General features: G+C 71.9%; 11 protein-coding genes. 9 read left to right on the forward strand and 2 right to left on the reverse strand.

Features of this window, described 5'->3' with window-relative positions; translation table 11 throughout:
• The first annotated feature begins 371 nt into the window (after positions 1-371).
• From AC6EXY_RS32235 to AC6EXY_RS32245, 3 genes are read left to right on the forward strand one after another with little or no spacing between them, the layout of a single operon-like run.
• Entirely contained in the window at positions 372-1,274 is a 903-nt protein-coding gene (locus AC6EXY_RS32235; protein ID WP_101831180.1) for an SDR family NAD(P)-dependent oxidoreductase, read from the forward strand.
• Positions 1,275-1,302: 28 nt separating this feature from the next.
• Complete coding sequence (locus AC6EXY_RS32240) at positions 1,303-2,190, forward strand: SDR family oxidoreductase (RefSeq protein WP_101831179.1); 888 nt, start codon at positions 1,303-1,305, stop codon at positions 2,188-2,190.
• A 43-nt stretch (positions 2,191-2,233) separates the two neighbouring features.
• Entirely contained in the window at positions 2,234-3,013 is a 780-nt protein-coding gene (locus tag AC6EXY_RS32245) for an enoyl-CoA hydratase/isomerase family protein (RefSeq protein ID WP_101831178.1), read from the forward strand.
• A 144-nt stretch (positions 3,014-3,157) separates the two neighbouring features.
• Here AC6EXY_RS32245 and AC6EXY_RS32250 read toward each other — a convergent pair whose 3' ends face one another.
• A complete protein-coding gene (locus AC6EXY_RS32250; protein ID WP_101831177.1) occupies positions 3,158-3,778 on the reverse strand; it encodes a TetR/AcrR family transcriptional regulator in 621 nt (206 codons plus the stop codon).
• Between the two features lie 59 nt (positions 3,779-3,837).
• Here AC6EXY_RS32250 and AC6EXY_RS32255 point away from each other — a divergent pair, with 59 nt between their 5' ends.
• The 3 genes from AC6EXY_RS32255 to AC6EXY_RS32265 all read left to right on the forward strand — a co-directional run bounded on the left by AC6EXY_RS32255 (position 3,838) and on the right by AC6EXY_RS32265 (position 7,960).
• The gene (locus AC6EXY_RS32255) at positions 3,838-5,061 is read left to right on the forward strand and encodes an amidohydrolase family protein (RefSeq protein WP_101831176.1); all 1,224 of its coding nucleotides are present in this window, start codon (positions 3,838-3,840) and stop codon (positions 5,059-5,061) included.
• A gap of 63 nt (positions 5,062-5,124) precedes the next feature.
• The gene (locus tag AC6EXY_RS32260) at positions 5,125-6,846 is read left to right on the forward strand and encodes an N-acyl-D-amino-acid deacylase family protein (protein WP_101831175.1); all 1,722 of its coding nucleotides are present in this window, start codon (positions 5,125-5,127) and stop codon (positions 6,844-6,846) included.
• 85 nt (positions 6,847-6,931) lie between these two features.
• Positions 6,932-7,960 carry a hypothetical protein gene (locus AC6EXY_RS32265; RefSeq protein WP_101831174.1) on the forward strand — a complete coding sequence of 343 codons (1,029 nt, stop codon included), beginning with the start codon at positions 6,932-6,934 and terminating at the stop codon, positions 7,958-7,960.
• On the opposite strand, the gene AC6EXY_RS32270 is transcribed toward AC6EXY_RS32265, so the two are convergent.
• A complete protein-coding gene (locus AC6EXY_RS32270) occupies positions 7,957-9,123 on the reverse strand; it encodes a CaiB/BaiF CoA transferase family protein (protein ID WP_101831173.1) in 1,167 nt (388 codons plus the stop codon). The two genes, AC6EXY_RS32265 and AC6EXY_RS32270, sit on opposite strands and share 4 nt — an antisense overlap.
• Positions 9,124-9,347: 224 nt before the next feature.
• Between AC6EXY_RS32270 and AC6EXY_RS32275 the strand changes: the two genes are divergently transcribed.
• The 3 genes from AC6EXY_RS32275 to AC6EXY_RS32285 all read left to right on the forward strand — a co-directional run bounded on the left by AC6EXY_RS32275 (position 9,348) and on the right by AC6EXY_RS32285 (position 13,770).
• Positions 9,348-10,646, forward strand: coding sequence for a phenylacetate--CoA ligase family protein (locus AC6EXY_RS32275; protein WP_101831172.1), 1,299 nt, complete (start codon positions 9,348-9,350; stop codon positions 10,644-10,646).
• Between the two features lie 216 nt (positions 10,647-10,862).
• The gene (locus tag AC6EXY_RS32280) at positions 10,863-12,032 is read left to right on the forward strand and encodes an acyl-CoA dehydrogenase family protein (RefSeq protein ID WP_243407363.1); all 1,170 of its coding nucleotides are present in this window, start codon (positions 10,863-10,865) and stop codon (positions 12,030-12,032) included.
• Between the two features lie 28 nt (positions 12,033-12,060).
• Positions 12,061-13,770: an AMP-binding protein gene (locus AC6EXY_RS32285; RefSeq protein ID WP_101831171.1), complete on the forward strand. Its 1,710-nt coding sequence runs from the start codon at positions 12,061-12,063 to the stop codon at positions 13,768-13,770.
• Positions 13,771-14,036: the final 266 nt, after the last annotated feature.

Below are 14,036 nucleotides of genomic sequence, written 5' to 3' on the forward strand. Positions count from 1 at the left end.
CCAGCTCGGCGAGCCAGGCCTGGACGCCGGCGGCGAGCGCCAGCACCTCCCGACCGGTCCACTGCCGGCTCGGAGTGAGCAGCGCCGGCCCGTCGTGGTCCAGCCCCCGCGCGGTCAGCGACGACCAGGTGGCGTCGCTCACGCCGAGACTCCCGCCGTGCGCACCCATCCCTACCCCCAGTTCTCTTCTGTCGGCCGCGGGTATCCCCAGCTAGTGATGGTCGGACAGGTCCGACCCGGGCGCGAGCGATCCGACCCGCGGAACCTGCGCCGACGCGCGACCAGCGGCCCGTGGCCAGGCGACAGGCTATCTTCAGGCCAGGCTTTTAGTTAGACAAATCGAGTCAGGCACATCGGAGGAGGTAAGCCGCGTGGGACTGCTGGACGGCAAGGTCGCGATCGTGACCGGAGGTGGCCGGGGGCTCGGCCGAGCCCACTGCCTCGCGCTGAGCGCGGCCGGCGCCACCGTGGTCGTCAACGACCTCGGTGCCGGCCTGCACGGGGAGAGCACCGCGGAGTCCCCCGCCCAGGAGGTGGCCGCCGAGATCACCGCGGCCGGCGGGCGGGCGGTCGCCGACCACTGCTCGGTCTCCGACTTCAGCGCCACCGAGGCGCTCGTCGAGCGCACGGTCAAGGAGTTCGGCCGTCTCGACGTGGTGGTCAACAACGCGGGCATCATCCGCGACAAGATGATCGCCAGCATGGACGAGTCGGACTTCGACGCCGTCATCGCCGTCCACCTCAAGGGCACCTTCTCGCTCACCCGGCACGCCGCCGCCTACTGGCGGGCCGCGTCCAAGCGCGGCGAGCGGGTCGCCGGGCGGATCATCAACACCACCTCCGGCACCGGCCTGTTCGGTACCGTCGGCCAGGCGAACTACGGCGCGGCCAAGGCCGGCATCGTCTCGCTGACCACGATCGCCGCGATGGAGCTGCGCCGCTACGGCGTCACCGTCAACGCGATCTCCCCGCTCGCGGCGACCCGGATGACGGCCGGGATCGCGCTCGGCCAGAAGGGCGAGGGCGCCGCCTTCGACCCCCGCGACCCGGCGAACGCCTCCGGTGTCGTCGTCTACCTCGCCTCCGACGAGGCGGCGTGGCTGACCGGCCAGGTCTTCCGGGTCGACGGCCACCGGGTGCAGCGCCTGCAGGGCTGGACGCCGATCGCCGAGTACGCCGGCTCCGGCGACGGCCCGGTGACCGGCGAGGAGCTCGTCGACGGCCTGCCGAAGATCTACGGCACGCTGCCGGCCGGCCCGCCCCGCTCCAGCTGAGCTAGTCCAACACGAGAGGAACACGCTGATGGGTGCCCTGGACGGGCGGGTAGCGATCATCACGGGTGCGGGTCGCGGCATCGGCCGCGAGCACGCCCTGCTGTTCGCGAGCGAGGGAGCCGCGGTCGTCGTCAACGACCTCGGTGGCGGCCAGGACGGCAGCGGCGCCGACGCGACGCCGGCGCAGCAGGTCGTCGAGGAGATCCGGGCCGCCGGCGGCCAGGCGGTCGCCAACGGCGACGACATCACCGACGCCGAGGGCGCGCAGCGGCTCATCCAGACCGCCCTCGACGAGTTCGGCGAGCTCAACGTCCTCGTCAACAACGCCGGCATCCTGCGGGACCGGACGCTGGTGAACATGAGCGACGAGGAGTGGGACGCGGTCATCAGGGTGCATCTGCGCGGCCACTTCATGCCGCTGCGGGCCGCCGCGCGCTACTGGAAGGACGCCCACAAGGCCGGCAGGGCGCCGCGTGGGTCGGTCATCAACACCGCGTCGACCTCGGGCCTGTTCGGCAACATCGGCCAGGGCAACTACGGCGCGGCCAAGTCCGGCATCGCCTCGCTGACCACGATCGCCCAGCTGGAGCTGGAGCGCTTCGGCGTGCGGGTGAACGCCATCTGCCCGACCGCGCGCACCCGCCTGACCGAGAACGTCCTGGTCGCGGGCAAGGACGGCGGCTTCGACGCCGACGACCCGGCCAACATCTCGCCGTTCGTCGCCTACCTGGGCACGGCGGACTGCCCGATCGCCGGGCGCACCTTCTACGTGCACGGCGGCGCGGTGCACCTGTTCCAGCCGTGGGCGCTCATCGACAAGATCGAGACCGACCACCGGTGGACCGTCGAGGAGCTCCAGAAGGAGGCCCCGCGCCTCGCGGAGACCCCCTTCAACCTGGGCATCCCCTGGGCCTGATCACCCGCTCCGGCCTGTTCGTGTTCTGAGAGGACGACCAACGATGGTCCTGAAGGTCGAGAAGTCCGACGACGGCGTCGCGGTGGTGACGCTGAACCGGCCGGAGCACATGAACGCCTTCGACGCCGCGCTGCACGACGAGTTCCCGCGGCTGATGGGCTCGCTGGACGACGACCCGACCCTGCGGGCCATCGTCCTGACCGGCGCGGGCCGGGCGTTCAGCGCCGGTGGCAACACCGACGACTTCGCCCGGTTCGCGACCGACTTCCAGGCGCGGCGCCGGGCGATGCGCGACGCCCGGCGCGTCGTCGACGCGATGCTGGGCATCAGCATCCCCGTCGTCGCGGCCGTCAACGGCCCCGCGGTCGGCCTCGGCTGCACGCTCGCGACGTTCTGCGACGTCGTGTTCATCGCCGAGAACACGTTCCTCGCCGACCCGCACGTCTCCGTCGGCCTGGTCGCGGGGGACGGCGGCGCCGCGACCTGGCCGCTGCTCACCAGCCTGCTGCGGGCCAAGGAGTACATCCTCACCGGCGAGCGCCTGCCCGCGGCGAAGGCCGTCGAGTTCGGCCTGGCCAACCACGCGGTTCCCGCCGACGAGCTGCTGGACCGGGCGATCGCGTTCGCCCGGAAGATCGCCGCCCAGCCGCCGCAGGCTGTGCAGGACACGAAGAACGTCCTCAACCAGCACCTGCGCGCCGCCGCGACGGCCACCCTCGGGATGGGCCTGGCCGCCGAGAGCCAGTCCCACGACACCGCCGAGTACGCCGCGATCGCCGAGTCGATGCTCCGCAAGGCCAACGGCCGCGCCGCCAAGGCCTGAGCCCCCCGCAAAGTACCTCTGCCGTCCTCACCAGGGCTCCCGGGAAGATCGTGGCCCGATACGCGCACAGTTGTGTCTCGGGTTGCGATCTTTGCGGGTGTTCGCGGCAGCCCGTGTCGCGGAGATCACCACTCCACACGCGAGCTAGCTGGTGGCGGGTGAGGTCGGGGCGAGCATGATGCCGGCGGCGATGTCGAGGATCTCCGCGGTCAGCGCGTCGCTGCCGGGGATCCGCGGGTCGGGATGGCACTCGTACTCGCCGAGGGCGGCGATCGCCATCCGCATCATCAGCCGGAAGCGCACCCGGAACCGCTCCGGCTCGAGGCCGGGCAGTGACGCGGCGAGCAGGTCACGGGCCTGCCGGAAGGTCGCGTCGATCTCGCCGTCGGCGTGGATCGCCCGCCGGTCGTGCGCGTAGTCGGACTGCAGCCGGGCCAGGAAGCTGACGTAGTGCGTGTCGCCGAGCTGCTCGGCGAGCGGCAGGACCAGCGCGCGCAGGGCGTCGCGGGTGGTCGGGGCGGGACCGGCGGCGTCGAGCAGCTCGGCGCGGCGCGCGTTGAGGATCTCCGCGCGCAGCTTCATGATCGAGCGCAGCAGCTCCGCCCTGTTGCCGAAGTAGTACTGCGCCGCGCCGCTGTTGCGCGAACCCGCCGCCAGCGCGATCTCCCGCAGGGACACCCCGTCGATGCCGCGCTCGGCGAACAGCCGCTCGGCCGTGACCAGCAGCGCGACCCGCGTCTCCCGGCCCGCGCCGTACTCGCCCATGGGAGCAAGTCTGCCTGATCCGTTGACGGGCTTAAATCGACCGCTTTAAATTGGGGTCCATGAGTGAGCCGAGGATCATCTCCGTCGACGACCACATCCTCGAACCCGGTGACTTATGGACGGCCCGGCTGCCGGAGCGTTTCCGCGAGCGCGCCCCACGACTGGCGCGGCGGCGCGGGTCGTACGGGAACGGGCCGCGCAGCCCGTGGACCCTCGACGACGACGGGCTGTGGGCCGACGTCTGGGAGTTCGAGGGTCTGGTGATGCCGATCCTTCCGGGGTTCGCCGCGGCCGGTAAGGATCACGAGTACCTGGGCGAGCACTGGGACGCCATGCTCTACGACGACATGATCCCGGGCTGTTACGAGCAGGGCGCGCGGCTGGCGGACATGGACGTCAACCGCACCGAGGCGAGCCTGAGCTTCCCCACCTTCCCGCGGTTCTGCGGCCAGACCTTCCTCGAGCGCGGCGACCGTGACCTGGGCCTCGCCTGCCTGCGGGTCTACAACGACTGGATGATCGACGAGTGGTGCGGCGGCGCGGGGCGCGGCCGGCTGATCCCGCTCACGCTGATCCCGCTGTGGGACCCGCAGCTCGCCGCCGCCGAGGTGCGCCGCTGTGCCGCCAAGGGCTCGCACGCCGTGTGCTTCTCCGAGAACCCGTCGCTGCTCAGGGCGGACGGCGAGCGGCTGCCGAGCATCCACACCACCCACTGGGACCCGTTCTTCGCCGCCTGTGAGGAGACGGAGACGGTGGTGAACCTGCACATCGGCTCGTCGTCGACGTTCCCGGTGACCTCGCTGGACGCCCCTCGGGCCGTCTCGCTGGCGCTGACCTACCAGGGTTCGGCGCACGCGCTCGCCGACTGGCTGACCTGCGGCGTGCTGGAGCGGTTCCAGACACTGAAGGTGGCGCTCTCGGAGGGCCAGGTCGGCTGGATGCCGTTCCTCATCGAGAAGCTCGACGGGATCTGGCATGACCGGCCGGTCTACGGCAACCTCAACGGCCGGCTGACCAGGCCGCCGAGCCACTACATCCCGGGGCGGCTCTACGGCTGCGTCTTCGACGACGTCGTCGGGTTGCGGCTGCGGGACAGGATCGGCATGGAACAGATCATGTTCGAGGTCGACTACCCGCACGGTGACTCGACCTGGCCGAACACCGGTGCCGTCTTCGACAAGATCGTGACCGCGGCCGGCCTGGACGAGCGCGAGGCCTACCTGCTCGCCCGCGGCAACGCGATCGCCTGCTACGGCCTCGAGCGTTTCGGCATCACCGCCTGACCAGATCACCGCCTGACCCGATCACCGCCTGACCAGCGCTCTCTCGACCAGGAGGCATCCCTCATGCACGATCTCGTCATCCGTAACGGCTCCATCGTCGATGGCACCGGCGCCGCGGCGCGTTCCGGCGACGTCGGGATCACCGACGGCCGGATCCGCGAACTCGGCACGGTCACCGAGGCGGGCCGCCAGGAGATCGACGCGGACGGCCGGGTCGTCGCGCCCGGCTTCGTCGACGTCCACACCCATCTCGACGTGCAGGGCTTCTGGGACACGTCACTGTCCCCGTCGCCGTTACATGGTGTGACGACGGCGTTCGCTGGCAACTGTGGTTTCACTGTCGCCCCACTCGACGAGCAGGCCGGCGACTACCTGATGCGGATGCTGTCCCGGGTGGAGGGCATGCCGCTGGAGTCGCTGCAGAGCGGCGCCTCCTGGGACTGGCGCACCACGTCCGAGTTCTTCGACCGGCTCGATGGCACCCTGGCGATCAACACCGGCTACATGGTGGGTCACTCGGCGATCCGCCGGGTGGTGCTGGGCGAGGAGGCGACCGAGCGGGCGGCGACGCCCGCGGAGATCGAGCGGATGGCCGACCTGCTGCGCGCCGGCCTGCGCGCCGGCGGTCTCGGCTTCTCATCCACCTGGTCGCAGAGCCACCACGACGCGGCCGGCAGGCCGGTGCCGTCGCGCGCGGCGGCGCCCGAGGAGCTGTACGCGCTGGCCCGGGTGGCGGGCGAGTTCGAGGGGACGTCGCTGGAGTTCCTGCCGATCCTGCCGCCGGCCGGCGGTGGTTTCGACCCGGACACGGCCGAGCTGATGATCGCGATGTCGGTGGCGGCGCGGCGCCCGCTGAACTGGAACATCCTCTCCGTCACCGCGAAGACGTTCGAGGACGCGCAGGCCCGGCTCGCCGTCGGTGACCTCGCCCGGGCCCGCGGCGGCAAGGTCGTCGCGCTGACGATGCCGGACACCCCGCCGGCGCGGTTCTCGTTCCGCGCCGGGTTCGTCCTCGACATGGTGCCCGGGCTGCACGACTACTTCTTCCTGCCGGTCGAGGAACGGCTGGCGATCCTGCGCGACCCGGCACGGCGGGCGCAGCTGCGGATCGCGGCGGAGAAGCCGTCGCCGTACAGCCACCTGGTGAACTGGCGCTCGCGTCACCTCGTCGAGACGTTCAGCCCGCGCAACGCCGGGCTCGCCGGCCGCCTCGTGGGCGACATCGCGGACGAGCGGGGTGGCGACCCGTTCGAGGTACTCATGGACATCATCGTCGAGGACGAGCTGAAGACGACGTTCTCGAACCCGCCGGGGACGGTGCGGCCCGAGGACTGGGAGGCGCGGGCGAAGGTCTGGCGGGACCCGCGGGCGGTCATCGGTGCTTCCGACGCCGGCGCCCACCTGGACATGCTGGAGTTCTTCGCCTATTCGACGATGCTGCTGGAGCAGGGCGTGCGCGAGCAGGGCGTGATCGGCCTGGAGGAGGCGGTGCGCCTGATCACCCAGGTGCCGGCGGAGCTCTACGGCCTGCGTGATCGCGGCGTCCTCGCCACCGACGCGATCGCCGACGTGGTCGTGTTCGACCCCGCCACCATCGCCCGAACCCCGATCGAGACCCGCTTCGACCTGCCGGGCGGCGCCGGGCGGCTCTACGGCGAGGCGGTCGGCGTCGGCCACGTGCTGGTGGCGGGCACCGAGATCGCCCGGGACGGCGCCTTCACCGGCGCACGCCCGGGACGGGTCATCCGCTCCGGCCGGGATACCGCGACGGCACCCCTCATCTGAGGTAGGCGCGGTCGGCGTGACGACCGATAAATGGTTTACTTATTCAGCCATATAGCGGTCATCACGCCACCCCCAGGAGTTCACGATGGCACCCGCAGTGCTCGACTTCGCCGGCCGGGCTCTCGCCGGCAAGCGGTCCTTCACCCCCGCCGACCTGGTGGACGAACGCACGCCGTTCGGCCTGTCCCGGGAGGGCACCTACCTGTGGGGCACGCTGCGCTCCGACGACGGCGAGCTCTGCTCGGTCATGCGCCGGATCCCGCCGGCCCCGGCCGCCGAGGGCGCCGACGGCGGCGCGAGCGACGCCGGCCAGGCGCTGGCCCTGGGCGACCGGCTGATGGTGCTCGCCGCCTTCGACGGCGGTGACGCGCTGCGCCTGCGTCGCGAGGCCAAGGTCGCCGCGCGCAGCCGGGACATCACCCGCGAGCTGCGCGACGGCACGGCGGTGCTCGCCGCCGCGGCCAGCGACCAGGCCGCCATGCGGGCCGAGATCGGCGACACGTCGTTCACCTACGTGGAGGACGGCGTCCTCGACCTGCGCGGCGAGCTGGCCTGCAGCCCGCTGCACTGGTACCTGCCGGGGCGCACCGCGTCGCTGTACTACCCGACGCAGACGTACCTGGTCTCCGGGACCGCGCTTGGCCGGCCGGTGCGCGGGTTCCTGTTCGTCGAGGAGGCGTACATGCTCCCCGGCGGCGTCCTCTACGTCCGCAAGGACCCGCTGCACGACGTCAACTACCTCACCTGGCACAGCTGGGCGACCCGCTGGGAGGACGGCCGCACCGAGATCGGCCACGTCCTGTTCGGCGCCGGTGACTTCCACGTCGGCCTCGTCGCCGACGACGCCGGGAACGTGCGCTCCGCCCTGACGATGGACGTCGGGGTGACCCGTGCGGCGGACGGCTACTGGCACGACGGCATCGCGGTCGTCATGGACGGCACCGCGTGGGAGCTGGTGCCCGACCCCGCCGGCCGGATGGTCGACCTCGGCCCCATCCCGAACCCGCAGCAGGAGAGCCTGATGCGCCGGGCCGGCGAGGTCCGCCAGCCCGACGTCTGGATGGCCTGGGGCGAGTCGCTGCCGAAGGTCGGAAACCGCAGGATCAGCAGCTAGAGCTGCAGGCCGCCGGCCTTCTCGACACGGGTGACGAGGTCGTCGGAGACGCCCCAGTCGGCGAGCGCGGCCTGACCGTGCTCGCCGCGGGCGGGCGCCGGCGGCGGCAGCGTCGTCGGCGTGCCGGAGAACCGCGGCGCCGGCGCGGGCTGTACGACGTCACCGCGGGTGACGTGCGTACCCCGGGCGGCCAGGTGCGGGTGGCTCGGCGCCTCCGTCATCGACAGCACCGGCGCGACGCAGGCGTCGCTGTCGCCGAGCAGCGCGTCCCACTCGTCGCGGGTGCGCGAGGCGAAGTGCCGGGCGAGCTCGGCGCGCAGCTCCGGCCAGCGCGACTCGTCGTCGCGGGACGGCAGCGACGCCGGGTCGATGCCCGCGCGCTGGAGGAACTCCTGGTAGAAGGCCTCCTCCAGGGCGCCGAAGGCCACGTACTGGCCGTCGGCGGTGGCGTAGACGTCGTAGTAGGGGGCACCGGTGTCGCCGAAGTTGGTGCCTGGCTCGTCGCGCCAGCGGCCCTGGGCCATCAGGCCGTAGTACATCGACAGCAGCGTGCTCGCACCGTCGACCATGGCGGCGTCGACGACCTGGCCCTGGCCGGTGGCCCGGGCGGACAGCAGCGCGCTGACCACCCCGAGCGCCAGCAGCATGCCGCCGCCGGCCATGTCGCCGGCCATGCTCAGCGGCGGGATGGGCGCCTCGTCCTTGCGGGCGACGGAGCGCAGCGCGCCGGTGAGCGCGATGTAGGTGATGTCGTGCCCGGCCCGAGGCGCGAGCGGACCGGTCTGCCCCCAGCCGGTGAGCCGGCCGTAGACCAGCTTCGGGTTGCGGCCCAGGCACACGTCCGGGCCGAGGCCGAGGCGTTCCATCACGCCGGGGCGGAAGCCCTCGACCAGCACGTCCGCGCGTCCCACCAGGTCCAGGACGAGCTCCACGCCCTCGGGGCGGCGCAGGTCGACGACGAGGGAGCGCCGGCCGCGGTCGAGCACCGAGCGGTGCGGGTCGGCGGCGGCGCGACGCCGCTCGTAGTCGCTGTTCATCGGCCGCGCCGGCCGGTCCACCCGGACGACGTCGGCGCCGAGGTCGGCCAGCAGCATCACACCGAACGGCGTCGCTCCCAGCCCGGCCATCTCCAGCACGCGCACGCCCTCGAGCGGGCCCGCCATCAGATTCGCACCGCGGGAATCGCGACGTTCATACCGCCTCCTCGACGTTCCAGCAGTTCAGTCCGTTCCCATAATCGGATAGATGATTTATACCAAAGCTGGCCCGCCGTGAGGCGCGCGACCTATCATCGTCTGTGTCGCCGGACACACGCTATAGGTCGAGGGGGTCACCGTTCGTGACAGTCGTAGGTGCGTCACCGGCACAGGCGCCGGCCGAGAACCACTTGCTCGAGCTGGCCGTGGAGACCACTCCAGCCGAGCGGATCAGGCAGGTCCAGGAGGACCGGGTCATCGAACTGACGCGCCTCGCGCAGGAGCGGTCGGCGTTCTACCGCGAGACCTTCGACGCGGCGGGAATCACCGTAGGTGAGATCACCTCGTTGGACGACTTCCAGGCACGCGTCCCGTTCATGAACAAGGACTCGATCCGGGAGTACCGCGACCGCACCGGGGACAGCTACGGCGGGCTGCTGACGGTGGACCCGTCCGAGGTCACCTCCGTGACGGCGAGCTCGGGCACGACAGGTGACCCGACGTTCTTCGTCGAGCGGTGGGGTGACGAGCCGGTCTCGCCCCTCAACGCCCGCTACATCCGCCCGCTGTGGGACCTCGGCGTGCGCCCCGGTGACAACGTGCTGTGCAGCGCGGCGTCGTTCCGCGGCTACATCGAGGGTGCGACGCGGGCGCTCGGCGCCGTGCCGATCCTGGTGGACACCTGGATGGGGAACTGGGCCGAGGTGGCCGAGGCGATCCGCCGCCACCGGCCGACCTACTGCCAGCTGATGAGCATGAACCTGGTCGAGCTGGAGCGGCTCCAGCACCAGGGTGAGGACCTCCGCGAGCTGATGAGCTGCTTCGTCAGCGTGGGCTTCGCCGGCGAGCCGCTCGGCGCCCGGATGCGCGAGAAACTGACCCGCGAATGGGGCCTGAACCTGTGGGTCTACACCAGCGCCGGGGACACCGGCCTGGCCTGGGAATGCGCCGAGCACGACGGCTACCACCTCAACTGGGACGAGACCCTGACCGAGGTTCTCGACGCCGACGGGAACCCGGTGCCCGACGGCGAGGTCGGCGAGCTGGTCGTCACCGCGATGGACAACGACACCTACCCGCTGATCCGCTACCGCACCGACGACCTGGTCCGCCTGACCCGGCAACCCTGCCCCTGCGGGCGTACCTCGCCGCGGATGTGGGTGCTCGGCCGCGCCGGGGACGAGACCGTCGTCGCCGGCCGGGCCGTGCTGCCGCACGAGGTGTGGTCGATCGTCGAGCAGCAGGACGAGACCGAGACCGGACTGTTCCAGATCATCCGGCCGCAGCGGGAGGTCGAGCGGCTGCGGGTGCGCGTCGGCTACGACGACAGCGCCGAGGTCGACCTGGACGACCTGGTCCGCCGGCTCACGGCTGGCCTGTCGACGACACTCGGGATCTCGGCCGAGCTCATCGACATCCTCCCGGAGACCGCCGGCCAGCTGCTGCGCCGCGGTTCGGCGGCCAAGGTCCCCCGCGTCGCCAAGTCCTGAGCCCCGGCGAGTCCTGAGCCCCGGCGAGTCCTGAGCCCCGGCGAGTCCTGAGCCCCGGCGAGTCCTGAGCCCCGGCGAGCCCTCGCAAGGTGTTCTGTACCACGGTGGCCGGCTGCCGCAGCGAAAGCCCCGTATGGCCGCCGGGATGTAATGTCTACCTGATTTGAGCTTCCGTAGGGATCGGTGACCGGGTGAGCTTGGGGTGGTGACGGTCAGGTGAGTGCTGAGTCGACTGACGAGGCTGGGTTCATCGACGAGATCGTGGCGTCGGTGCGTCGTTTCGTGCGGGACGAGGTCGTGCCGGCCGAGACCGAGATCGCGGACACCGACGCGATGCCGGACCGCATCCGTGCCGCCGCCGCCGAGATGGGACTGTTCGGCTTCGCCATCCCGGACCTCTACGGCGGCCTGGGCCTGTCGATGAGCGACGAGGTGCGGCTCGTCTTCGAGCTGGGCTACACCACGCCGTCCTTCCGCTCGATGTTCGGCACCAACAACGGCATCGCCGGCCACGTCCTGCTCGAGGGCGCGACCGAGGAGCAGAAGAAGGCCTACCTCCCGAAGATCGCCTCGGGCGAGTGGGTCGCGTCGTTCGCGCTCACCGAGGAGGGCGCCGGCTCCGACCCGGCCGGCCTCGTGACGACCGCGCGCCGCGACGGCGACGACTGGATCATCAATGGGTCGAAGCGCTTCATCACCAACGCGCCGAACGCCGACGTCTTCATGGTGTTCGCCCGCTCTCAGGAGGGCTCGACCGGCGCCAAGGGCATCTCGGCGTTCATGGTCGAGCGCGGCACCCCGGGCCTGACCGTCGCCCCCAAGGACGCGAAGATGGGCCAGGCCGGCGCCTGGACCGCGGACGTCATCTTCGACGACGTCCGGGTCGGCGCGCACACGCTGATCGGCGGGCCGGCGGGCGAGGGCCGCGGCTACGTGACGGCGATGAAGTGCCTCGCGCACGGCCGGATCCACATCGCCGCGCTGTGCGTCGGTATGTGCCAGCGCCTCGTCGACGAGTCGGTGTCCTACGCGTCGACCCGGGTGCAGGGCGGCAAGGTCATCGGCGAGCACCAGCTCATCCAGGGCCTGCTTGCCGACTCGGTGACCGACCTCTACGCGGCGCGGTCGCTGGTCAAGGACGTGGCGGCGGCGTTCGACGACGGTTCGGACCGCCGCGTCGGGCCGTCCGCGGCGAAGTACTTCGCCTCCGAGGCGGTCGGCCGCATCGCCGACCGCGCGGTGCAGATCCACGGCGGCAGCGGCTACATGCGCGGCGTCCCGGTCGAGCGTTTCTACCGTGACGCGCGACTGTTCCGCATCTACGAGGGCACCAGCCAGATCCAGCAGCTGGTCATCGCCCGGGGGGTGCTCAGCGCCGCACGATGACTGAGCCGTGCCGTGACTGAGCCGTGCCGTGACTGAGTGGCCCCCGGACCCGAGGTTCGACGTCGAGTGCCGCAGCATCCCCGGGGCACTGCTGCGCTCGGCGCAGCGGTTTCCTGACCAGGACGCGATCGTCGACGGGCCGCGCCGGTGGAACTACCGCCAGCTGGCGGACGAGGCCCTCGACGCGGTCACCGCGCTGGTCGCGCTCGGCGTCGAGCCCGGTGACCGGGTCGCGCTGTGGGCGCCGAACAGCGCCGCCTGGATCATCGCGGCGCTCGGCGCGCAGGGCGCGGGGGCGACGCTCGTCCCGCTGAACACCCGCCTCGCGGCGCCCGAGGTGCTCGACATCCTCGCCCGCGCCCGCCCCCGGGTCCTGCTGATCGACCCTCTGGTGGCCGGCCGCGACCTGCTCGACGAGCTGCTCGCCGCGGCCGGCGGACCGCCGGAGTCGGTGCGCGAGATCGCCGTCCTGGCCGAGTTCGTCGCCACAGTGTCGGCTGGTGACTCGGTGTCGGCTGGTGACTCGGCGGCCGCGCGTGAGCGGGCCCGGGCCCGGGTCGCCGCCGTCGGTCCCGACGACTACAGCGACCTGCTGTTCACCTCCGGGACGACCGGACGGCCCAAGGGTGTGCTCGCTACCCACGGTCAGTCGCTGCGCGCCCACGGCTACCTCGGCCTTCTGCTCGGGCTCGGCCCGGGGGAGCGCTACCTCGTCGTCCCGCCGTTCTTCCACTCGTTCGGCTACAAGGCCGGCTGGATGGCCTGCCTGGTGCATGGCGCGACCGTCCTGCCGGTGGCCCGCTACGACGCGGGCGAGGTGCTGCGGACCGTGGCGCGGGAGCGGGTCACCGTCCTGCCCGGGCCGCCCACCCTGTTCACCGACCTGCTGGCAGCCCCGGAACGGGCCGGCCTGGACCTGACCAGCCTGCGGGCGACGATCCCGTCGGCGAGCAAGGTTCCCGCGGCGCTGATCCACCGGCTGCGCCGCGACCTCGGCTTCACCGACATCATCACCTGCTACGGTCTGACCGAGGCGACCGCGCTGGTCACCACCTGCGTGCCCGCGGACGACCCCGAGGACGTGGTGGCCACCGTCGGCCGCTGCCTGCCGGGCAACGAGATCCGCCTCGTCGACCCGATCGGCGAGGACGCGCCCCCCGGCCAGCCCGGCGAGCTGCTGGTCCGCGGCTACGTCGTCTCCCCGGGCTACTGGGTCTCCCCGGGCTACTGGGTCTCCCCGGACTACGGGGGCGACGGCGGCGAGCCGGACGACGGTGGGACGCTGGTCCCCGTGACGGATGGTGAGGGCTGGCTGCACACCGGTGACGTCGCCACCCGCGACGAGCGCGGCTACGTGGTCATCACGGACCGGTTGAAGGACATGTACGTCTCCGGCGGGTTCAACGTGTATCCCGCCGAGGTCGAGACGGTGCTCGCCGCCCATCCGGGCGTCGCCCTGTCGGCGGTGGTCGGCATGCCCGACGAGCGGCTCGGCGAGGTGGGCATGGCCTTCGTCGTGCCGGCGGCCGGCACCGACGGCGCCGCACTGGCCGCGGAGATCCCCGGCTGGCTGCGCGGCCGCGTCGCCCACTACAAGATCCCCGCCGAGGTGCACCCCGTCCGCGCGCTGCCCACCAACGCGATGATGAAGATCCGCAAGGATGTCCTCCGCAACGCCGGCCGCCCCGCAGGCCCCGCCGCCTCGCGGCCCGCGATGCGCCGCCCGGGCGCAAACTGATCCACGCGTAGCCCGCCGTGACGTCCGCGGTCCCGCAGGACCGCACCCCTCACACCTCGCACCTCACTTCACGAGCCCCACGCTCCTCGCGCACCCCCACCGCGCTGATCACTGCCTGACAGGCCAGTCGGGTCCCCGCGTTCCCGCGGTAACACCGTTTTTCGCCCTTGCGGTGATCGTCCAGACCGGGCTGGAGCCTTTGCGTCAAGGCAAAAAACTGTCGGAGGCGGGTGCGACGATCAGACCCGTCCGATGATCGTCCGCGC

This window comes from Frankia sp. RB5 (assembly GCF_059816245.1).